This window comes from Serratia sp. PAMC26656 (assembly GCF_016469055.2).
GTDB lineage: Bacteria > Pseudomonadota > Gammaproteobacteria > Enterobacterales > Enterobacteriaceae > Serratia > Serratia plymuthica.
Window position 1 is genome coordinate 339,179 of sequence record NZ_CP150486.1, and the last position, 21,984, is coordinate 361,162.

At 48.0% G+C, this 21,984-nt stretch carries 24 protein-coding genes and 1 pseudogene; 9 read left to right on the forward strand and 16 right to left on the reverse strand.

What is annotated here, in order from left to right:
• Window positions 1-78: 78 nt before the first annotated feature.
• From JEM67_RS02125 to JEM67_RS02160, 8 genes are all read right to left on the reverse strand, one after another.
• Window positions 79-1,032 (reverse strand): fimbrial protein, encoded by a 954-nt coding sequence (locus tag JEM67_RS02125; protein WP_199637642.1) that lies wholly within the window; start codon window positions 1,030-1,032, stop codon window positions 79-81.
• A complete protein-coding gene (locus JEM67_RS02130) occupies window positions 1,025-1,510 on the reverse strand; it encodes a fimbrial protein (RefSeq protein WP_199637644.1) in 486 nt (161 codons plus the stop codon). Before JEM67_RS02130 ends, JEM67_RS02125 begins: the two co-directional genes overlap by 8 nt.
• A 9-nt stretch (window positions 1,511-1,519) precedes the next feature.
• Window positions 1,520-2,053 (reverse strand): fimbrial protein, encoded by a 534-nt coding sequence (locus tag JEM67_RS02135; protein ID WP_199637646.1) that lies wholly within the window; start codon window positions 2,051-2,053, stop codon window positions 1,520-1,522.
• Between the two features lie 12 nt (window positions 2,054-2,065).
• Complete coding sequence (locus JEM67_RS02140; RefSeq protein WP_370576172.1) at window positions 2,066-4,651, reverse strand: fimbrial biogenesis usher protein; 2,586 nt, start codon at window positions 4,649-4,651, stop codon at window positions 2,066-2,068.
• 90 nt (window positions 4,652-4,741) lie between these two features.
• Window positions 4,742-5,440 (reverse strand): fimbria/pilus periplasmic chaperone, encoded by a 699-nt coding sequence (locus JEM67_RS02145; protein WP_199637648.1) that lies wholly within the window; start codon window positions 5,438-5,440, stop codon window positions 4,742-4,744.
• 68 nt (window positions 5,441-5,508) lie between these two features.
• On the reverse strand, window positions 5,509-6,054 hold the full coding sequence (locus JEM67_RS02150; RefSeq protein WP_197928232.1) for a fimbrial protein: 546 nt from the start codon (window positions 6,052-6,054) through the stop codon (window positions 5,509-5,511).
• Window positions 6,055-6,129: 75 nt separating this feature from the next.
• Complete coding sequence (gene fimA, locus JEM67_RS02155; protein ID WP_199637650.1) at window positions 6,130-6,675, reverse strand: type 1 fimbrial major subunit FimA; 546 nt, start codon at window positions 6,673-6,675, stop codon at window positions 6,130-6,132.
• 123 nt (window positions 6,676-6,798) lie between these two features.
• Window positions 6,799-7,098 (reverse strand): adhesin biosynthesis transcription regulatory family protein, encoded by a 300-nt coding sequence (locus JEM67_RS02160; protein ID WP_199638492.1) that lies wholly within the window; start codon window positions 7,096-7,098, stop codon window positions 6,799-6,801.
• A 656-nt stretch (window positions 7,099-7,754) separates the two neighbouring features.
• On the opposite strand from JEM67_RS02160, the gene hha reads away from it, so the two are divergent.
• Entirely contained in the window at window positions 7,755-7,958 is a 204-nt protein-coding gene (gene hha, locus JEM67_RS02165; protein WP_199638490.1) for a hemolysin expression modulator Hha, read from the forward strand.
• Between the two features lie 152 nt (window positions 7,959-8,110).
• Here hha and JEM67_RS02170 read toward each other — a convergent pair whose 3' ends face one another.
• The 3 genes from JEM67_RS02170 to JEM67_RS02180 all read right to left on the reverse strand — a co-directional run bounded on the left by JEM67_RS02170 (window position 8,111) and on the right by JEM67_RS02180 (window position 10,123).
• Entirely contained in the window at window positions 8,111-8,257 is a 147-nt protein-coding gene (locus tag JEM67_RS02170) for a Tn3 family transposase (protein ID WP_199638488.1), read from the reverse strand.
• A complete protein-coding gene (locus tag JEM67_RS02175; RefSeq protein ID WP_199638486.1) occupies window positions 8,220-8,417 on the reverse strand; it encodes a Tn3 family transposase in 198 nt (65 codons plus the stop codon). The genes JEM67_RS02170 and JEM67_RS02175 overlap by 38 nt, the downstream gene beginning before the upstream one ends.
• A gap of 206 nt (window positions 8,418-8,623) precedes the next feature.
• Window positions 8,624-10,123, reverse strand: coding sequence for a hypothetical protein (locus JEM67_RS02180; protein ID WP_199638484.1), 1,500 nt, complete (start codon window positions 10,121-10,123; stop codon window positions 8,624-8,626).
• A gap of 1,035 nt (window positions 10,124-11,158) precedes the next feature.
• Between JEM67_RS02180 and JEM67_RS02185 the strand changes: the two genes are divergently transcribed.
• The 7 genes from JEM67_RS02185 to JEM67_RS02215 all read left to right on the forward strand — a co-directional run bounded on the left by JEM67_RS02185 (window position 11,159) and on the right by JEM67_RS02215 (window position 18,545).
• Window positions 11,159-11,614 carry a transcription termination/antitermination NusG family protein gene (locus JEM67_RS02185; protein ID WP_199638482.1) on the forward strand — a complete coding sequence of 152 codons (456 nt, stop codon included), beginning with the start codon at window positions 11,159-11,161 and terminating at the stop codon, window positions 11,612-11,614.
• Window positions 11,615-11,717: 103 nt separating this feature from the next.
• Window positions 11,718-13,481 carry a YadA-like family protein gene (locus JEM67_RS02190; RefSeq protein ID WP_233527844.1) on the forward strand — a complete coding sequence of 588 codons (1,764 nt, stop codon included), beginning with the start codon at window positions 11,718-11,720 and terminating at the stop codon, window positions 13,479-13,481.
• A gap of 238 nt (window positions 13,482-13,719) precedes the next feature.
• Window positions 13,720-14,124 carry a TIGR03757 family integrating conjugative element protein gene (locus tag JEM67_RS02195; RefSeq protein ID WP_199638480.1) on the forward strand — a complete coding sequence of 135 codons (405 nt, stop codon included), beginning with the start codon at window positions 13,720-13,722 and terminating at the stop codon, window positions 14,122-14,124.
• Between the two features lies 1 nt (window position 14,125).
• Entirely contained in the window at window positions 14,126-15,133 is a 1,008-nt protein-coding gene (locus JEM67_RS02200; protein ID WP_199638478.1) for a TIGR03756 family integrating conjugative element protein, read from the forward strand.
• A 10-nt stretch (window positions 15,134-15,143) separates the two neighbouring features.
• Entirely contained in the window at window positions 15,144-16,622 is a 1,479-nt protein-coding gene (locus JEM67_RS02205; RefSeq protein ID WP_199638494.1) for an integrating conjugative element protein, read from the forward strand.
• Window positions 16,623-16,638: 16 nt separating this feature from the next.
• Window positions 16,639-17,010, forward strand: coding sequence for a hypothetical protein (locus tag JEM67_RS02210; RefSeq protein WP_199638476.1), 372 nt, complete (start codon window positions 16,639-16,641; stop codon window positions 17,008-17,010).
• On the forward strand, window positions 17,007-18,545 hold the full coding sequence (locus tag JEM67_RS02215; protein WP_199638474.1) for a conjugal transfer protein TraG N-terminal domain-containing protein: 1,539 nt from the start codon (window positions 17,007-17,009) through the stop codon (window positions 18,543-18,545). Before JEM67_RS02210 ends, JEM67_RS02215 begins: the two co-directional genes overlap by 4 nt.
• Window positions 18,546-18,587: 42 nt before the next feature.
• Here JEM67_RS02215 and JEM67_RS02220 read toward each other — a convergent pair whose 3' ends face one another.
• Entirely contained in the window at window positions 18,588-18,986 is a 399-nt protein-coding gene (locus JEM67_RS02220; protein ID WP_199638472.1) for a hypothetical protein, read from the reverse strand.
• A 68-nt stretch (window positions 18,987-19,054) separates the two neighbouring features.
• On the opposite strand from JEM67_RS02220, the pseudogene JEM67_RS02225 reads away from it, so the two are divergent.
• Window positions 19,055-19,360, forward strand: a pseudogene (locus JEM67_RS02225) (conjugal transfer protein TraG N-terminal domain-containing protein); the annotation flags it as partial.
• 24 nt (window positions 19,361-19,384) lie between these two features.
• On the opposite strand, the gene JEM67_RS02230 reads toward JEM67_RS02225, so the two are convergent.
• The 4 genes from JEM67_RS02230 to JEM67_RS02245 all read right to left on the reverse strand — a co-directional run bounded on the left by JEM67_RS02230 (window position 19,385) and on the right by JEM67_RS02245 (window position 21,963).
• Complete coding sequence (locus JEM67_RS02230; RefSeq protein ID WP_199638498.1) at window positions 19,385-19,792, reverse strand: hypothetical protein; 408 nt, start codon at window positions 19,790-19,792, stop codon at window positions 19,385-19,387.
• Between the two features lie 148 nt (window positions 19,793-19,940).
• Entirely contained in the window at window positions 19,941-20,405 is a 465-nt protein-coding gene (gene nanQ / locus JEM67_RS02235) for an N-acetylneuraminate anomerase (RefSeq protein ID WP_199638470.1), read from the reverse strand.
• Window positions 20,402-21,277: an N-acetylmannosamine kinase gene (gene nanK, locus JEM67_RS02240; RefSeq protein WP_199638468.1), complete on the reverse strand. Its 876-nt coding sequence runs from the start codon at window positions 21,275-21,277 to the stop codon at window positions 20,402-20,404. Before nanK ends, nanQ begins: the two co-directional genes overlap by 4 nt.
• The gene (locus JEM67_RS02245) at window positions 21,274-21,963 is read right to left on the reverse strand and encodes an N-acetylmannosamine-6-phosphate 2-epimerase (RefSeq protein ID WP_199638466.1); all 690 of its coding nucleotides are present in this window, start codon (window positions 21,961-21,963) and stop codon (window positions 21,274-21,276) included. The genes nanK and JEM67_RS02245 overlap by 4 nt, the downstream gene beginning before the upstream one ends.
• Window positions 21,964-21,984 lie beyond the last annotated feature (21 nt).

Consider the following 21,984-nt stretch of genomic DNA (forward strand, 5'->3'; position numbering starts at 1 on the left):
CGAAAGCAGAGAACAGCAATCAGGACTGTTTTTACAGTCCTGATTGTCGTCACCATTTAAGATGGATGTTATGTCGTATTAGAAGATAGTATAGGTGACTGTAACAAGTGATTGAACCTTTCCTGACGTAATATTTTGCCCAGGAATTTGTGCATAACGTGCCGTCAGGCCCATATTGCTCTTAGTGGAATCTACAGTTTTCATTTTAGTATGTCCTGCCTCTATCGGAGAGCCGTTTTCATCAATAAATTGAATGCCAACACCTGTTGCCGGACTGGTTGATGCTATATTGGAAAAAATGGTTCTATCATTCGTCGTTGTTGCACCGTCAAGTGTATACCTTACTGGCGTTGGGGCCTTGCAAGATATAAAGGGAGGGAGTGGTGCACTCCCAGGGAAATTAGGTAAAACGACGTTCACATAAGGTTGCGCTTCACAAACCCCCTGGATAATCAGGTCATTCCTGGCAATAAACCGCAGTTCGAATTCCCTATCACTACTTGCTCCCCCAGTGGTAGATTCTTTTAAAAATTTAAGCGCACCAACTACGTCTCCTTGACGAATAAATACCCCTACATAAGGAACTGATAGGGTAGCAAACAAGCGACCGGGTATGGGTTGCCATATTCCTGGTTTGTAGACGGAATAATAAAAAGTGTCTTGCAATAATGGGAAATTAAGACCTTTCCATCTATCAAAATCAAGGCCTGCAATGGCATATTGTTGTAATTTTGGGGTAGTAGTACTACCCCTTAACACTTTGATGTAGTCAAAGTTTCTTCCCGAAGAATCCTCATTCATACATTGAAGAACATCTTCTATATTAACAAGCGTAAATGTTTGTCTATCACCTACGAGCTGCGTAGGGAGATCAACATAAACGTCATAGCTTCCATGATGGAATTCCTGCCCGGTCTGACGGTTCTGGCAAAGCATTGCCTGAGATTCTGCCGCATACATTAGTAAAAATAATGTAAGCAGAAAATAGCTCAGGGTATTTATACTCTTGAAGTTACGTAGAATATTATGCATAAGTATAGGTCACAGTAATTTGTGTGTTTATACTCCCCGCACCAGCATTACCTTGACTTACAGCACGGGCTTTAAGATTGAACGTTGCATTGCCATTCGTTACCGTTGCTCGCTCTTGCGAGCCTGGTTTTACTTGGTTGTTAGAATTCGCATCCATAAGTTCAATCATAACATTACTGGCATCCCCATTGTTCTTGTAGTAATCGGTTTGCTCAGCAGTGCCATTATAAGTAGCCGTAACCGTGGTCATGTTCTGACAGTTTTGCAGTGTCAAATCGAATGTTTTCCAGTTGGAATAACTATTGTTGTTAATCAAATCTGATGTGTACAACGTACCAAGGTCAACAGTTGCATTTGTGGGTACAGTACATGAACGCTGCACAACTTGTCCGGTTACAGTAATCGTTGTTTGTGCGTGAGCCACAACTGAATTTGTTAGCATTCCAGTCACAAGTAATATTTTCAACGCAGTTTTCATTTTTTTATCCTATTGGTAATTAAGTACGAAATTTACGACGGCATCCACATCTCCTGCAGTTACAGGGATATCAGTTGATTTTAATTGTGCATAGAATTTAAATGTTTGGTCCCCCGGTGTTAATGGGGTGTTAAATGGCGTATTTAATGCCAACTCATTTTTGTTGTTATCCAATAGTTGGATGCCTAAACCTTTTGTTCCGGTGTGGCTGTCAATTTTTACCAGTGCCGGGTTTTGATTGTCGGCTACCCCTTGAAATGTAATGTCTACCGACCGAACGGCATTCCCACAGTTTACCAGACTAATATCAAATCCAACGGGGGCGGTTTTCTCGCCCACAATGTTGAACTGTCGGGCGCTATATACTCCAAGATTTACAACCCTCCCTATTGAATCCACAGATACATTGCAGGTGTTGTTCTGTATGTTTCCTGTGATATTGACAAGAGCGCTGGCTGCATACCCCATATTAATGGTTGTCAAGCCAGCGATCATGCAACAGGTGAGTATGGAAAACTTTAAATATATTAACCCAGTTCTCATTTATGCATCCCTTCACCTGCAATTAACCGTAATGTTGCTTAATATCTCTTTTTGACTACTTTTAGGCAGTTTATAACTGGCATGGCACTGATCTTTAAGCCCGTTGCCCCATTTTACGTTGACTTTTCCGGATAGTGGCATTCCACTCAGATAAACCTGCCCATTGTCTCCGACAATACTCCCCCCTGAGTTTTCTGTTGCGACAACAGCGCCAAACGGAACGGGTTTTCCATTCCTTTTCAGCGTCATCAAGACTTTCACACCTACGCGGGTCTTGTAATCTGCCCTGACAACAGCGCCACGTGTAGGCACAACGGTAACCACCGAGTTTTCAATATCTACATTTGGAGCCAGTGTATTTGTATCCAGAGCAACCCGATTTTCACGATAATCTATTGCATAAGGCACGACAGAATACCCTCTCCAGTCTGTTGATATACCGGTCTGGTTTTCTATTCGAGTGTTAGCAGCTCCCGGCGCTTTTACGAGGATCATTGTATCCCCCATCGGTTGGCTCAGTGTCACGCCATTAGCATGAGCAAGGAGCCCACCACTCAGGCCATAATGGAATTGCTTAAAATCACTTCCATGACTGTACCCGACATTCACATTGCCATATCCTCCACGATAATTCATCGAGGCATACCCTGTCTGATGACTGTCTTGGTACCCATTATGGGTATATCCACTTTGGACACTGTATCCCAGGTTATTATCCGGGAGTAATGTTCCGTACAGTCCGGCCATACTGGTCGCCTGCCCGTCTTGTTGCCATGACTGGCTGAAACGGGCATTTGCTGTCCTCCATTCGGATGTATTGTCTGAGCGCATCCATCGACTGAATGGAATATTCACATCAAACGATAACATTCTGTCAGTTCCGTCCTGCCAGGCGTTCTTCGTTAGACTGTAATTCAGGGACCAGTTGATATTACCTACCGAAGAATTGAATCCGGCGTTCAATTGATGGTCAGTTTTCTTCGATCCCCAGTATGTTTGATGACTGCCACTTAAATATAGTGTTGATGATGCCCCCGCCTGTTGACTGATGCTGAGTTGTAATCGGCCACGCTTTTTATAAGCAAGGTTATAATAGTCAGTGTATTTGGGACGGATCTGGATGTCCCCGTCCTGGGTGGCGACACTGTAACCGTTCATTTTCTGATGTGCGGTATCAGAAAAATTGAAATATCCTTGCGTAGAGTACCGATATCCGATCAACTGTACACTGGTCCCCGTTTCTGGTAGTGCTTTGTTGTAAAGAAAACGGTAGGACTGACCATTATTATGGCTATCATCAGGCAATACGGCATTAGCCTGAGTGGCATCCAGAGACATTGCCCCCATTCGTCCCATATTTTTAGCGACGCCCAGGTTAAAAGCCCGATAACGCTCCGCTAAATGCAGACCGCCATAGGCTGTCCAACCGTCAGAAAAACCGTAGCTAAGCGTCCCCTGAGCAAAACCGGGCGTGTCCAGTTGAGTATTGCCACTTCGGAATTCGCCTGCATTGAGGGAATACTTTGCCTGCCCCTCGCGCTGCAGAAGAGGTACCGATGCCCACGGAACACTAAATTGCTGAATACTTCCGTCAGTTTCTTTTACCATAACCTGTAAATCACCGCCGCTGCTTGCCGGATAGAGGTCACTGATGACAAACGGCCCAGGCGGTACAGTGGTTTGATAGATTTCATATCCGTTCTGTTTTATGCTCACCTGCGCAGTGCCTCGCGCAATACCGCGTATTGTTGGCGCAAATCCTCGTTGGCTGTCAGGAAGCATATTCAGGTTTGACTCCAGCTTGATCCCTCTAAAATTGAAACCATCAAAAATATCACCTGACGTGTAACTATCTCCCACAGTCAAGTGGGAACGGAGCGGAATGACATCTCTTTCTATATAAGAGTTGACATGCTGCCATCGGCTTTGGGTTCCTGCCCGTCCATTGTTGTAACTCCAGTTTCTGTTATCGCGAAGACGCCAGGCACCAATATTAAAGCCGCTTTGCAGGCTAAGATAAGCACTCTCACCGCTACCTATATGACCATTACGGGAACGACTCCCGTTAAAATCATAATTAATCATGGCCGCTGTTATGCCATTGTCCCAGAATTCCGGCGCGATATATCCCCGGGCCTTATTCGACATAAATACCTGAGGGACCGTTATATTTAATCTCTGTAGGCCAACATCAAAATTATATGTTGAACCGTTTATCATCGAGGTCAGCAACATGCATACATCAGGCTCCAGCTTATCCATTCCCGGAACTGAATACTTGTTTACCCCCATCGATTCAATTTGGGTGGGGGTAAGGCACGGCATGAGTTTCCCTTCCTTTGACGGCTGAAATTCAATATCCTGGGTTGAGATGTATACGTCGTTCATATAAACATCTACCCGATATGTGCCGGGTGGGACCTCTTGACCACGTGAAAATGCAGATAAATCAGCAACGACGTCCGGATCGTCAGACAAAAAACGTGGATTAAAATATAATTCTGCACGCGCGGCAGATATGCTCATACCAATAAAATAGGCTAATGAGATAATGCGAGCCGTTACTCTTTTTTTATGCAATATACGGGCGTTCCGGATTTTTTTGGAATGAAACAAAACCCACTTACGACTGTACAAAATAAATCTCCCTAGCGTGCTTATAGTTTGTTTGGGCTAACAGGAGAGCACTTACTCTATTAGCCCTTTTCGCGCTGATGTAATGGCACCATAATCGTTGATGGTTTTATAGGTAATATCGCCTCCTGCACCTACCCCGGAAGGGATGGAAACGGAGGTTTTGCCCATTGGAGGCACAATTGTGTGCTCTAAGGCTTTACCGTCAATTCTCAAATCCGTAACAGTTAAATAATATGGCGTAGGATTATTTAACACCAGCTTGTCCTTTTGGATAGAAAAACGAAGCTTCTCAGACGCTTGCTCTGGTGCAATAGCCAACCCTTTTGGGCGATAATAAAGTTTAATTCTGCTGACAATGGCAAATTGCAGATAGTTTTCATTTTCTTTGGCTTTATCAAGAGCGGGTATCGCTTTTACATTGATCCAGAATAAGCTCTCGCGATCTTTAGGGAGCGTATCATTTGAGGAATCAATGATCCTCAGCGTATTCTCCTTCTTTCCCATCATTGAAAATAACGGGGGTGTAATAACAAAACGGTTATCTTTTTTCCCTTCGGCATTTTCAATCCACGACTGAATAAGGTAATTGCCTTTGTCGTCATTATTCGTGACGGCAAGCTGTACCTGCTTTTGTTCTGCCGGGTAGATAACTCTGGTTGCACCAAGTGCAACACCTGCATGACTTTGAGGTATCGAAAGGAAAACAAAAAAAGTTGCCACGATGGCCTTTATATTTATAGCTCTAATCATTTTTATCTTTACCTTAATAATTGTCCGGTCATTACACTGTTTTATTCACGAAAAATGTATTCTATTTGTTACTCGTAAGTTAAAAAGAACCATAATTGACCGTTTGCTTTCCCTCCCATAACAGGATACTGAATAGCTTTGTACCGGGCTAAAAGATGTAACGTAACCGGACCGTCGACTATCCTTTTCCAGAATTTTGGAGGATGGTTTAGCTTTATTGGTCGTTCATGTTCATCAAAAAAGGCTATTGCGATATTATTTGAATAATCTTGCTCGTTATTAACCGCCAGTAAGTCTGGCTCCCGGCTGTCAGCAACCCCATGAAGTGAAATCCCCACATGTTGACTAACAGAGGTACTACAGTTCTGCAAATGTATATCAAAATGTACGGGTTCGGAAAATGCACCGGCAGCATGGAAATTATTACTACTAATTTGCCCCATTGACACAGTCATTTGTTTATTTTCTAAGGCAATACTGCATGCTTCCTCGATGACCTCCCCCTGAAACTGCATATTCCCACCGGGAAGTATGACATGCCAGCGGTTTCCTGCTTGTGCAGTCGCAGATAATAATAACAACAACATCAGCAGGCGTGATATGAATATATTCATTCAATAGCTTCCATCTCGTGATGGACGGATTAGAGATCGTCCCTGATCCGAAAACGTCCTTGTTTATTCATTTACTTACTGATATTCAACTTTAAAGGCTGCATCAGCGTTTGCAGTACCTGCTGTTGCCTGACCAGTTGCATAATAAACAGCCTGGAATGGAATTTTATTGGTTCCATCAATTAGTGTATGTGCAGCACTGCCAGCACTGCCATCAACCATTACAGGCGCACCGGTAGCATCCAGGATCTGAACCCCAACATTTGTTGCACTACCTGCAGCAGAACTCTGCAATGCCAGTACATCCGTTTTGCCTGGGACAGACACACCGTCAAATCGAATTGAAGCGGTACTTGAGACGGTAGTATCACAGTCATTCAGTTCAATATTAAACCCAACAGGAGAGCTTTTATCGCCATCAGTTGCGAGTTTGGCTGTGCGAACTTGCCCAAGCAAAACGGTTTGATCGAACGAGTTCGTATTTACAGCACAAGCGGCATTGACCACATCACCTTTAAAGTGGACGGTACCACCATTGACGGTAGCGGCAGAAGCATTCATTGCAGCGCCAAGAGTTAATGCCGAAATCAAACCTGCTAAGGGGATCAATTTAAAGTTCATACAAAATCCTTTCTAATTAAATGACTTTAGGTCAAAAGAAAATAAAACATGGTAAATTATTGAATGCACAAACAAATTACCATGGGGTTATTCTCCCAATGAGATCTTTATGTTAATGTGTGGTTAATTTTTCGAAACGGTAAATCCTCCTTGGTTCTTGTTATGTGATTCTTGGTAATATGGAATTAGCTTCAATACTACCTTATTGACATTGGCTAACCGGGCTAAACTCAGACTAAAGTAACCATTATTAACACCGTATCGTTCTACAACATGTTTCCTCGTGAAGCCGAAAACAAGATAATCCTTTAGAGCCAGGATTACCTTTTCACTATGCATTGATGATATTTCTATCAATAGCCAGAAATGTTCTTCTGTTAACTTACCGGGTTTTAACTTTGCGTTCCTCAATTGATATGGCAACGCATGATCCTCCTATAAGATTAGTTGTGGTTGCTTATATCCCCTGCGTTTGGCATTCCGATTTTTCCCAAAAATTATAATCATAATTTTCATTTTTTAAACCACTTCATAATGTTTTGTTATTTATATTTTTTCTGGTTTTATATTCCTTATATCGATATCGAAGTGGAGAAATGTGCCGTTAGTTTGTGTTTTTGTGGTGTTTAAGTTTGAATTATTGTTTTTTTTGGCTTTGAGTGTTGTTTATTGTTTTGTTGTTTTTTTTATGGAGGTTTATATATAACGTAAAGAATAGAAAATATATAAAGACAGTGCCCGCAACTATTATGAGGTGTTCTAACTCTGCCCTCACGAGAAAGAGTGCAGCGCGTGAGTCACCACGCAGAAAATCCCCAGCGATTCGGGGTGAATGGGGGGGAGGCCGGGTTCATTGGCGCTAGCTCCTGCCGTCATGAAGCAGGGTTGACTACAAAGCTAATAATTCGGTAGCGTTTACGGGAGGTTGGTGAGGATATTAACTCGTCTCGTCAGGGGCAGGAAAAAGAAGGGGAGAATATGCTTTATCTGATTGTTGGACTTTTCATCGGTGCAAATATTGGCGTGTTGGCCGCCGGGTTGTGTCGGGTATCAGGAAAAACCAGTGAGGATTTAAGTTAATGGGTAAAAAGGAATGGCTTTTGAGATTAAGACGTTGTACTCGCCAGGAAACGCTGGAAAAAGTCATTGAATCTGCCCGACACAAAGTAACGAAAGCTGAACTTGAAGCGTTCAATTCTGCGGTTGATCACCGGCTCGCTGAAATGGCGATGAACAGACTGTATGACAAAGTGCCCGCCAGTGTCTGGCGGCACGTTAAATAACTGATGCGTCTCACCTCGTAGCATCTGAATTTTCAACTACCAGCCTCACACATCTTTTGTTAATAACAATCTTATCGGGGTTCTGTGGTCATTTCTGCAATAACACACGCTAAGGAAAAGTGAAGTTCCTGGGATTAAAGCTCAGCGCCCTGTTACGGAGTTCGCCAAGTTGGAAAAATGGCGGGGGCAAGAGCATGGTGGCTTTCCCCTTTGTTGAGAATGGCGTGTGATCTGCGACGTAAACGAGTATCAAGTAACCAGTCAAAGATGAAAATAGAATGTTCTATGCACCCTTTCACAAAGGGCCAGGTTGAGCCGATTTTGTTTGGGGGACGCTGCCAGCTTTTTCAGTATGACCGACGGTGGTACCAGGTCTGCTCCGATCGAAGCTTTAAGCCGCAGAACCGCATCCCAGAGTTGTTCTAAACATCCATTCTTGCCCTGCCAGCAATAGGGCATTAAGTTGTCTGTACTCTTATGAGGGAGTAATTACGTACAGTCTGCGACTATTCTTTCCAGTCCCTCCCTGTCTGGCCATCAGCGCATACTGGTGGGGCGGGAAAGCATCATTCTCAGGCTCAGCCTGCCACACCGATTAAACCGCTTCACCACGCCTGTCATGTTCCTTGGCCGACAGGGGGGAACTGTCACAACATACTGTTCTTTTAACGAGCGGCAAATAAATTATTTACCGCATATCGATATGATATGTCCAAATTATTCAACAATGATAACATAACCATATCAGTGATCTGGATTATAATATCACATTGTTCTTGGTTCATTTCTTTTGTGATAAAATGACTGTGCATATTATTATATGCAGTACATTCTTCCTCTGAGGCATGACTTCCGCTTAAATACGGGAGTAGAATGTTATGTTTCTTTTCTGCCTGTAAAGCGACTTCCCCGACATGGGAAAAAAAAGCCTTTCCACTTAACTCAAGTATCATCATAAACCAGAATCTGATAAGAGGATCTCTGTGTTTTAATCCACACAAAGAGAACTTAACAATATTTTCTCGGTGTGTATCCATATCTGCATTAAGGAAAATAAACTCAAGAGTATCACTGGCAGTCCAGCGTAACATATCATCAAGTTGCAGTGACTTCCAGTCGTTATAAAATAAACGACTGTGTTCTGCCAGATGAGCGGCATAATCATTTATAATAATTTCACTTTCTGAGTCAGGCTTCTCATAAGTAAAAACATATTTATTAATGTCTCGGTATCCCATAATGTCAACAATCCAAAGAGGAATAAAACTTTTTAATTTTAATTTTGGATCTATTGGAGAACACATTAGCCATTTATAAAATGGATGATTGGATATTTTATCCAAATAATTGTTTATATATTCAATGTTTTTATTGTTGTTGTTTTTATGTTGAATAACGAAGTCAGGGTATAGTGGTGTCACGGCGTTTTCTACAGGTAATGATTTCGAAAATGCTGGGACTCTATTCTGAAGAACATAACTGGATAGATAATTATAAAAAGCATCATGAATCCCTTCAAATATACAAAACATCCGCCGTGACAGCGCAACCATTCTGTCATAATCATCCGGGGACAGCACTATATTTTCAAAAACGCCCTCTGATTTCCATACATGCCCATTCTCGAGTTCAAGGTGAAAAGTCCCAAAATAACGGAGTGATATACCTAAATGGCTCGCAACCTGATCGGCAAGAGGGCTAATTTTTGAGAAAAATATATTTCCACAAGTTTCTCCTGATTCTGAATGCGAATAACGGAGTATGGGATTATCTTCATCATCCACACAGAGCTTCATAAAATCTATGCCATACTTTCGGAAATACTCCATTTCAGGGCTAATAAACAACCAGTATAAAATATCACTCGCTTTCCAGTCCAGTTTGTCATCTATATATAGTTTTCTCCAGTCTTCCAAAAATAGTCTTGAATGTGTTTCGTCCTCTATTGTTCCCCCATTTATAACAGATTTAAACACAGTATCAGTTTTCTCAAACCGGATAACCCATTTATTCATGTCTCTAAAATTCATTATGAAGTGAGCCATAACAGGCGCAAACAACAGTTTATCTTTTAACGCGATACTATCAGAACTGATCAAGTCATAAAAAGCGTGTTGTTCAAGTTGTTTTCTCTGTTCATCTCGAAACTGATAAAATTTCATCATACATACACTCCTTTTATTTAATGATAAATTGTATATAGTAGAACCATACGGCTCGTGTTATCAGTAAAAGTATATTTTTGAAAATGGATTTACATGTGTTAACTAATTATAATATCCACAGCAAAGGAATGAAATATTATGATTGTGAAAATTTAACATAGCGCACAGAATTTATATCAAATGTAAAGATAAACATTTACTAACGTTCAACAATATGAAACACATATCCATCAGCCGACGATATGCGCCTTGTCACCTAACTGAACTGATTTGGTGACTGTTCCTACTCGGATCAGTTACTGCCCGGATTCAACGAACTTACAGAGCAAAAGGTTACGCGCAACGGGAAATGATATCTCAACGTCCGTCAAGCCCTGCACGCAGGGCTTTTTTAGTCTCAAATTATGCTTTCATTCGAGCTGAATCACTATCTGATAGTTTGATTGGTGAAATTTTGTTAGTTTTCTTTATTGAGTGATATCTGCTCTTTTATGAAGCTATATGGTTTTTCTATTTCTGATTAATTTTGAAATATTTTTCTGGAATAATAATACATTGATTGCTTCCTTGTTGAATAAACAGATACCCTTTCTTTCGATGCGTTTTTTATGTTGTGCAAGAATACTCTGGAATTACCAACATTTATGATTTGCTAAATGCATGAGCGATTTATTTTTTATCCGCATTTTAAATTCATTCTCACAAATTTCTGATGAGTGATTTTCCCTCATTTTTTTATCATGAAACCATAAAGGTAAAGTAGACCCCAAAAATAGCGACAAGTGTAAATATAGTTACTGAAAAATATTTCGCCATTTCCTGAATGCTGGGATTATCAGATGCCAGAAAAATTAAACCTATAGTTCGGTATTGACACCCCAAAAATGCTGAATAAAATAACTGTTGCAAATTTATACAGTTAAGCTATGAGTACGCGCCCTAAGTCCCGCCAACTTAGGACGGCGGAAAATGGGGGCTTGTGCCCATTAGAAAAGACCTTATGTATGGGAGGCTTGTGTTCTTAAGGAGGGTTTTATGTATAAATGGTACGTTTTATACTGCAATAACCAGGACGTTGAACGCATAACCCGAAGAGTCGAGGGGCTGGATATAGCGGTGTTTTGCCCCCGTTATATTAAAGTCACGCCGCGAAAGGATTGCCGGACGGTCCGTAAGGAAGAGAAGGTGTTATTTCCGAATTATCTTTTCCTCTACTTTGACGTCAACATAACGCATACATCAACTATCACATCTATTCCAGGTGCACATGGTTTTATCCGCTTCGGCTCAACACCCTGCACCGTCCCCAAATCAGTGATAACAGCGATTGAATGCGCCCGTCTGATGGCACTCAATCCTGATGAAGATGCTATCGAGTGCCGAAACATCGCCCCGCATTTGCTGGCAAAAATTCAAGAACTCTCTCTTATAAGGTCTCCGCTCCTACGCCAGGTAGCCTTTTCAAAACTACTCCGAAACCAAAACCACTAACCAGCCTTAGTGCCGTATCAGGCCGCATTCGCGGCTCAGGTGCCGGGGTACTGCAATCCCCCGGCGCGTTTCTTCACCAAAAACAGCATCACACGGAAAATTTATGATGAAATCAATAAAAAACACTTTAGTCGGACTGCGTCCGGTTGCAATCGTTCTCACATCATTCTTTGCACCCACGGCGGCGCAGGCCGGAGGAATTACCGTTAAAAACGGCAATATTGTTCAGGACAACTCAACTGCAAGTGATTACACCTCGGATTCAGTGGCACTTGGCAACAGTCATCTTTCTGGCTCACTCAGTAATCGGGGACGGGTGCCGCTTAAAAATGCCTTCGCGGCAGGCAACAGCAGGGTTGACTACAACGCCGGTAATTCGGTGGCGTTAGGTAACAGCAGCGTAGACATACATTCGCAGAATGCCATTGCTGCAGGTTCGAGTCAGGTAGGGAAAAATGCCAGTCAAAGCACAGCCATCAATAAAAGCACTGTAGGTGAAGGAGTGAAGGGGGCTATGGCAGCCGGAGAGAGTAGGGTTTCATCGGGCGGCCATTATTCGGTGGCGCTTTCAGGCAGTAAAGTCGAGGGCGATGGGATTGTCAGAAACTCGCTGGCGACAGGTCAGAGTGAAGTCACGGGGAAATATTCGGTGGCCCTGACGGACAGCAGAGTTAACGCCGTGGGTTCGATTGCTACCAACAGTTCACGCATTGAAAGCGGGGCTGACGGCTCTGTCGCTCTGGTCTCCAGTCGCGTCGGCAAAGATGCCACAAGGGCGGTAGCTATTGGCAGTGCTCAGGTTTCTGCATCCAGTGGTGTTGCCATCGGGCGGGGGGCTCTGTCGGGTCATAAAAACAGTGTTGCCCTGGGGGCGGAAAGCCAGACGGACAGGGAGAACTCGGTGTCTGTCGGTAATATTAATCAGACCAAAAACATCACACATGTTTCCGACGGCAGGGGCGATACCGATGCCGTCAACAAGCGCCAGTTGGACAATGTGGACAGGAAAGCAGAGCGGGCGACGGTCATTTCTCAAAAGGCCAGCAGCGAAGCCGGCAACGCGGTTGCTCAGTCAACAACAGCCCTCAATATTGCGACAGTTACCGCTGAATCACTGGAGAAAGAAACGCAGGCACGGATGGCGGGGGATGCCGCCACGCTGGCGGCGGCCAACGCGCATAGTGACGCGAATGATGTAAAAACACTGAATAGTGCCAGGGAGTACACAAATGTCCGTGAGAAAGTCATCAAAAGTCGCACCGATGGTCTGATTAAGCGCGAACAGGGCGCTCGGGTGAAGGGTAACGCCGACACGCTGGCATCCGCGAAAGCCCACAGCGACGAAAATGACGTGAAGACGTTGGCGGTCGCGAATGCGCATACCGACAGCAGCGTGAATGCTAGCAACCAGCGTACGGACGGGCTGATAGCGACAGAACAAAAGGTACGCGTTGAGGGTGATGCCCGGACGCTTAAATCGGCAAACCACTATACCGACTTGCGGGTGGAGAACGTGATGGCGGCCTCAGTCGACACACTGCACAAATCGCAGACGTACACTGACCGCCGCTTCGATGAGGTAAGAGCCTATACTGACAGCAAGTTCGGCCAGCTCAGCAACAGGATTGAGCGGGCGGAGAAACGTCTCAATGCAGGGATTGCGGGCGTGACGGCCATTGCTTCTATTCCCTATGTGGCGGAAAACGACTTTTCGTATGGCATTGGATTAGGGAACTACCGCAACGGCAACGCGCTGGCAAGCGGCATCCAAAAAAAGCTCTCACCCAACACTAACGCTCGCCTGAATGTCTCGTGGGATTCATCCAGCAATGCGGCGCTGGGCGTTGGCTTCGCGGGCGGCTGGTAATGCTTACCGAATGGCTTCACCGGCATTTTTGGATAAAAACGCGCAGAAACAAGAACGAGGATTATTGGCTGACAATCACCCTGCCCCCTGGGTATGCAGTCATAGTCAGTAAGAAGATTTTAGCGACTTACGTTATTCGGATATTAAAATTTTCAAAATTCAATAAAGACTTCTTTGCTGCCTTTCTGAGCTGCTCATAGCACCCTGTGTGGATTCTATCCACGCAGGAGTGCACGCCATGAAAATCAGCACGTTGCTGACGTTGTTCCCTCTGCTGATGCCGGCGTCGGTGTTTGCCGGCACGGTACTCTATACCGATTCTCACCATCCCCCGACTAACGTCGATGCCTCGGTATCCGTTATTTATCTTGACGGTCCTGAACAGCTGCAGGCGCGGATGTTTGGAGAGCTGTCGTCGAACCCGGATGAAGCGCAGCGCCAGGCGCAAGCCGTACTGCAGTCACCACAATGGCAGGCTCATGAACAGGAGCTGGCCACGGTCTACCGTGCGGTGGTGCGCGCCTGGGAACTGGGCGTCAAAAAAGTCCCCGCGGTAGTGTTTGACGATAGGGAAGTGGTGTATGGCACGGCTGATATAGCCCAGGCCATGGCGTTGCGCACCCAGTCACAAGGGGGGCAGTGATATGCAGCGAACCCCTTTGCATGGGATGCCCTTGGAGCAACCTCGCCTTACCCTTAAATCCCTCAGTGTGGCCATTATGTTGACCGCGGCCAGCGTGCCGGCAGCGAATGCTGCGCTCAACAGCGCGCAGATTGTCGCTAGTGCTGTATCGCAGGCTTGTATCAGCTGGCGCGTCAGCGGCATTTGTTATTGGCTGCTGTGCACGCCGTTTGGTTGCAAGGTGCGCACTTCTGTCAAAGTCACCCACTATATCCCGGAAGCTGTGGTGTCAGCGTACAACACCCAGGGAGGTAATCCCTGGAGTGAAATGTCGATGGTAAGTCAGGCTGCCGGCGGGCTGGAAAGCAGTATCACCAGCACGCTGAGTGGTGTATCTGCCGGCGGCGGCAATAACGAGCTGAAAATTCCCGGAGAACGTAAAACCAACCTCCGCTTCAAGTATGCCGATGCCATTGGCCATCCGGCAACGTCCCTGATTGGCGGCAGCATTGCCGGCTATTCGTGCCGCAGCGCGGCGACCCCCTTTGTGCCGTATTTCCTCAGCACGCTGGACAGCCTGGCGTGGCGTACCGGTATTCCCGAATCCCTGTATCCGGAGGCGTTGATCCCTGGTCAGCGTGAAGTCGGCAGTCAGGCCACTGCAAATATGTGGGGCAACATCTATCCCCGATCGGGGTTTGTGACCCAGGTTGATGACGATAAGGCTGGCGCACTGGTAGCGCAGCGGGTGGCGGATATCATCACGCGATCTGGTCAACCACACGTGTACCAGCCTCTGATGGGACAACGTTCTGACGGCTACTGGCCACCGGGCGCCGTACAGGAAAACACCGGCACCCGTAACCACAAATGGCAGCGCCTGGCACCACAACTCAGTCGGTCCTGCGCGGTGTTTCCGGACGGTGACCATCCGCCGGCAGCGGATGCGAACGCTGCCTTTGCCCTGTGGCAACCCTACAGTTGCTGCCAGCGTCGCGGGCAGCGTTTCCTCTACAGCACGGATTTTTGAGGCATGAATGATGAAAAAAACAATGAATAAATGCACCTTGCAGGATCGCCACCGCGTGGTGTCCCTGCTGATTGCTGGCTGCCTGGCACTGACTGGTGCGAATGTGTACGCCGAAGACAATGACAGAACCTTGTTTGGGATTTCACTGCCCCAGGTAAATGACAGCAATATTGGTTACGGGAAGAACGCCAGCGGCGCGGTTTCGGACAAGCTGTTCTATTCCCTGGGCGGTGGCTCGGTGATCTCACAGCCGGCGACGCGTGGCAACATGCAGCGCCTGGGGGTGAACCTGGGCTGGAGCTCGGATTTGATGTGCGGCAACTTCGACCTGAAGACCACCATTGGTAACCAACTCAACGGGGTGACGGACGGTTTCAAGAACCTGATGGGCAGTGTTATTCAGGGGGCCACCGGCGCGGTGGCCAGCCTGCCGGCGATGGCTATTCAACGCGCCAACCCGGGGTTGTATGAAATGCTGACCAACGGGGTATTGCAGGCCAATGTGGCATTCGACAAGGCCCAACTCAGTTGCCAGAACCTCTCCAAACGGATGATGGATATGGTGAATACCGGCGACTGGAGCCAGGCTGCGGCAATGGAGGAGGCCAAAAGTCTGGTTAACAGCGGGGATGCGGATGTGATCCGAACGATGAACGCCACGGAGAAAGTGACCGGACAATCCGGGCAGACCTGGATCGGTGGACAGAAGCGAGGTGGTGTCGGCCAGCCGGCCATCAAGCCAACGCACGATCTGGTGGCCGCCGGCTACAACATGATGAATGCATTGCCGGTCACCAGTACTTCCAGCGTATCCGGCAGCAGCTGTACCGGCGGCGCCTGTACCAAATATGCCAGCAGTGAAGAAGCGGCAGCTGCAGTGGTGAAGGTGTTGGGCGACACTTCGCTGCGCACCTGCAAGGACGCAACGCAATGTACCAGTGGCGAAGTGACCGAACAGCCTGGCAGCACCGTAGCCGGTACTGGTTTTGCGCCAATGCTGGAAGAGGCAACGAAGGAGAATAACGAGCAGTTGACCAAACTGGTCAACGGGGCAGAAAAACCCACCGCGGGCAACCTGGCCAAACTCAAAACGGGCAGCCTGGTGGTGACCGCCGGGGTTATCAAGGCACTGCAGCGCGATCCGGATAATGCCGCTCTGGTAGGACGCCTGGCCAGTGAGCTGGCGATGGCGGACACCATCGAAACTGCTTTTATCATGCGGCGCATGATCACCACCGGAATGTCTGAGCCGAACGCCTCTGCGCAGAAAGTCGCGATGGAAGAAGGTGATCGGCGTATCGAGGCACTGGATCGCGAGATTACTGCGTTGAAGAACGAGATGGAGATGAAGCGTGAGATTGCGCGTAACGCGGTGCTGACCATCATCGATCGCGAGAACAACCGGGCGGAAACCAACCCGCAGCGTCAGTCGGTTGACAGCCCGGACACTAAATTCAATCAACTTGCTGTACCGGAAAGCGACCAGTAATCGTGGGGATGCATCAATGACTGGAACAGAAAATAAAGGGGTATCGCCCCGCAGGGACGGTAGGCTTGGTTACCGGGCAAAGCGTGCCCTGCAGATGCTGGGCATGATCGTGGTTGTCATGGTGATAGCTCTGGGGATGGCCCATTGGGGTATCAACCATCCAGGACAAAGTGCCGCGCTGCGTGACTGGGTGCACAGCACCCGCTATGGCTGGCTGAGCTGGCGCCTGGCGCTTTACGCCGTGCTGATCTGGGGATTCTGGAAAATCTGGCATGCGCCGGGCTGCAAACCGGAATACAGGCAACCCCTCAAACGCATGGCTATCGCGTGCGCGGTATTTGCCCTGGCGTGTGAATACTCCCTCTTTGGCGGAGGGCTGACGTTATGATGACCAACAGCTATCTGGAGTATTTCCTGACGCTGCTCGGCTGGTTGATTAACAACGGCCTATGGGAGCTGTTGGTCAGTACGGGACTGTTTGTGTTGCCATTGTTGTTCAAGGTGGCGGCTATCTGGCTGAAGGTGCGTGAGGAAGGGGAAGATGAGGGCAACAAGGGGATGTTGTCCCTGCCGCGCATTGAGAACCTGCTCTACGGCGCGTTCTTCGTGATGCTTGCCTGCTGCCTGCCGCTGATGAATGTCAGTCTGGACACCATCAAGTATGACAGCAGCCGGGCGGCGACCTGTGGTACCTGGACACCGAAAAAGCCGGATGAAACCGGGTACGCCAACATCATGTCGAGCATGAACGGCCAGACGGCGAAGGTGCCGGTGTGGTGGTTGGTGGTGCATAAGCTGTCGAAGGGGATCACGTCGGCCGCAGTGGCCACCATTCCGTGTCGGCCGGATCTGCGGCAGGTCCGCTTTGAGGTCCAGCACAGTCGGGTCAACAACCCGGCGCTGGTGAAGGAGCTGCAGGACTTCACCAACGACTGCTACGCGCTGGCGCTGTATACCTGGCAAAATCGCGACCAGGGACAAACGACCGACAAGGCTACGCTGCGCGATATCGAGTGGCTGGGGTCGAAGACCTTCCTGAACGGTGGGTACTACAACAATCTGCAGTCGAAAACGCCGCGCGCCAGTTTCCCGTGGAATGAAGGGCGGGACAGCGGCCGGCCAAACACCGGACGGGGTGGGTACCCGACCTGCAGCGAGTGGTGGTCAGCCGGCGAGACGGGCTTGGAGGCCAGGGTAGTGAAGCAGGTCGACCCGGGCGTGATGCTGCGGATGTCCGCCGCGCTTAAGATGATGGGGCAATCCGATGCGGACTATAAAGAGGCCGTGGTGCGCCGCTTGGTCAGCCCGGATAACCTGACCGTCTCCCAGGGGGGTAGGGCGTATGCCGGCTATGGCGGTAATGCTGACTTTACCTTGGACAACTCGGTTAACCGGCTCGCGTCGCTGGGCGGGACCGCGCTGGGGAGTTTGGCGGCGTATCCGGCATTTGATGCGATGCGCCAGGCGCTACCGATGGTGCAGGCAGTACTGTTGATGGCGGTGTACATCATGGTACCGCTCATCCTGGCATTCGCGGCCTATGAGTATAAGACGGTGATCACAGTGACGTTCGTGGTGTTTGCGCTGAACTTCCTGACGTTCTGGTGGGAGCTGGCGCGCTGGCTGGACAGTTGGTTGCTGGAAGCGCTATACAGCTCGGATACGCACAGTCGCTGGAACGTGGCAGGGTTCCAAAACAGCACGGATGACCTGATAATGAACTTGGTGATGGGTTGTATGTTTATTGTACTTCCGGCTGTTTGGCTAGGAGCGCTCTCTTGGGCTGGGATGAGTGTAGGGCATTCGATCGGGGCTGCAGTTAAGAGCGGGACTGATACGGCACATAACACTGGTGGGCAACTGGGTAAAACAGCAGGAGATGCAATATCGAATAAAGCGGCAGGTAACGTATTGAATAAATAGTCTCTAAATCAGATGGCGCAAGTTTGTGGCCATCTGATTTACTTATCTTCGGTAGTCATAGGGGCTGGTATTACCATCACTAATCTTTGTCTTACCTGAGTACCAACCAGGACCAAACTCACCATATGTTTTATATTCAAACGTGGATTTACGAGAGTTTTGCTCATCTAAAGGTTCGAAAACCAATGATGCGATAAGGATGATTGCTGATATTATGATACCAAGACTAGCTATGAACAGCCCGCCAAAGGCAACTGCGGCCAGTATCGAAGTTGCAAGCATGATCATCGGAATATGTCCAATCCAACCAGGAAACCTGTGCTTTCGTGCCTTAGCCACACAGCGTCGATCCCACCTCATGATCGTGTCTTTCAGGCGTGTCCACTTGCGGGCTGCCCAAATGCCTCTTTGATAGGCCTGTTGATCTCTGGTTTGGCTCATTATGCCTCCGTACATCTATTTAGCTTTTTGGGCACTATAGCCTAAATAACGACCAATGGCTATGCCGCTGGGTGGGACCGCGCTGGCTCTACAGCTGGCTACTGGAAGCGCTTTACGGCTCGGATACATACAGTCGCTGGAACGAGGCAGGGTTCCAAAACAGTACGGATGACCTGATCATGAATCTAGTGATGGGGTGTATGTTTATCGTGTTGCCGGCGGTATGGCTAGGAGCGTTCTCTTGGGCTGGGATGAGTGTAGGGCATTCTGTTAGTGCAGCGATTGCTACTGGAATGCAGGACTCAAAAGCTGCAAGAAGCCAGTTAGGAAGTGCGGCTGGTAGTGTTATCACGCATAAAGTAAGTAAAGGTTAATTGGAAGGCCGGGATACATCCGGCCTAATCATTTTGATGCCATGACTGTCTGTCATATGTATTTTTATGCTGCTCATTTTCCCATGAAAAGCGCTCAAAACTACTTTTTTCTAATTTTTTATTTTCATTCCAATTAGTTATCTCAACAGGAGTTGGCCTAAAAATATTTTTGGCAATATAAGTAATTGCCCACATAGCAAGAACACAACTGATACCAGCCAAACTAACAAGCGCATATCCAATCAAGAAGAAAATAAATCCGATGGTTACAAATGCTGTTGGAACGTGTCCTACCCAGCCAGGAAGCCTGTAATTACGAGCTTTAGACACGCAGCGGTGATCCCAACGTAAAATCGTGCCTTTAAGACGCTTCCACATACGTGCTACCCGAATGCCCCGTTGGTAGGCTTGCTGGTTTCGAGTTTGGCTCATAATGTCACCCTATATCTTGTTAGGCCTTTCCGCCACTATAGCCTAGATAATAACCAGTTGCTATTTGTCAGACTCTATAGGAGGGGAGTTTTGCTTGACGGTCAGTACCACTATCCAGAATCTTTAAAAAGAACTTTCCCGCTAATTTTTAAGCAATTAAATCAGCCTTAACCTTCACCACAACCTTTTTAATCTCACCTGGTTCACCAACAACACATCCCGGTTTATGCGGTTCTCCCGGCATAAACACGACGAACATTCCCGGTTTCAGGATGATGGTTTGCTCGTTCTCAATGGCGCTGCAAAGCTGGTAATCATCTTCATGGTGAAACTCTTCACTCTGGCGCGCAGTGCCTGCCATGCCAAACAGAATCCGCTCCTCGCCGTTTAATAACAGCTGGAGATCAATGTACTGCTCGTGCAGCTCCGCTTTTTTCTCAACGGGCGATTGAGTATTAAACGTCATGACATTCATAAAGATATTGTCGCCCTGTAATTCGTAGCGGCCCGGCGCTTTTTCCTGCGGCCTCACGGCTAATGCCAGCGTTAATGCATCTCGTAATGCCGGATGTAACCCAGCAGACGGTAACGACTGTACTTCACCCATCATCATAATTTTTCTCCCTGGGCCAACAGCGCAGCCCCTAATAAACCTGCATCGTGGCGGTAGTGCGCCGCCAGTAACTCAACATGAAATGCCGCTGGCTCCTGCGCCAGATACGTTTCCACTAATGCCAGATATCCTTCCGCCAGCCCGACGCTGCCGCCGATCACCACGTACTGGCAATCGGTCGTGGCTTTAATATCGGCGATCAACCTTGCCAACACGCGTGCAGAGCGGTGAAGCAGTTGCTGCGCTTGTTGGTCGCCCTGCCCGGCGCGCGCGAAAATAGTTTTCGCATCCGCGCCCGCCAGTTCGCCCTGCGCTGCAGCTGCAATGCCGCGACCAGATGCAATAGCTTCCACGCAACCTATGCGTCCACAGCCACAGACTGGACCATGCGGATCAGCCAGCGAATGCCCGATGTGCCCAGCCAGACCACCAGGACCGATAAGCAATTTGCCGCCGCTCACTAGGCCGCCGCCAACGCCGGTGGAAACGGTGATAAACACCATATCGGTTATATCGCCTTCCAGCGCCTGATACTCTGCCCACGCTGCGGCCTGCGCGTCGTTTATAGCAATCGTCGGCAAATCGGTAAGCTGCTCCAGAGTTTTAACTAACGGAAAGTGTAGCAATCCACCGAGATTATGCGGATTCAGCGCCAGCAAGGTGCCGTCACGGATTATCCCGGTTGAAGCGATGGCAACCTGCTGCGCATGAGCTTGTAACGGGGAGACTAACGCGGCTAAGGCATCACGCAGGGCTTCAGGTGTCTGGCTGGCTGGTGTGGGAAGTTCATGGCGATTGCGGATCTGCCCGTCAACGCCAATTAGCGCGGCGGCAAGTTTAGTACCGCCGATATCAATCGCCAGTGTGGTCATAGCACCGCCTTTTTCATCGCTGTGTTGTACCACTGGCAAATGTGTTCAAGGCGCGTGATTGCAGAACCGACCGTCACCGCCCACGCGCCGTGGCGCATTGCATCTGTCGCCTGGGCTGGAGTGTTGTAACGCCCTTCGGCAATCACCCGACATCCGGCGTCGCTCAACGTTTTCACTAGCGCCAGATCTGGCTCTTCCGGGGTTTCAGGCGTGGTATAACCAGAAAGTGTTGTGCCAATAATCTCGGCTCCCAGTTTTTGGCAAGCCAGGCCGTCTTCCTGAGTTGAGCAGTCGGTCATCGCCAGCAATCCGTGATGGTGAATACGTGCCAGTAGTGTTTCAACAGGCACCGGACGCGGGCGATTGGTGCCGTCAATAGCGATGATATCCGCGCCTGCCTGCGCCAGCGCATCGACATCTTCAATATAAGCCGTGATGCGTACCGGAGAACCCTCCAGATCGCGTTTTACAATCCCGATAATCGGCACACTCACTAACGCACGCGTGGATTTCAGATTTGCCACGCCTTCGATGCGAATGGCAACCGCACCAGCCTGCTCTGCGGCTAATGCCATGGCTGCAACGATTTCGGGTTTATCGAGCGGGCTGTCCGGAACCGGCTGGCAGGAGACAATCAGGCCACCATTGGCGGCAATTTTTTGATCCAGTTGTGCAAGTAACGACATACATCTTCCCTTAGCGAAAGG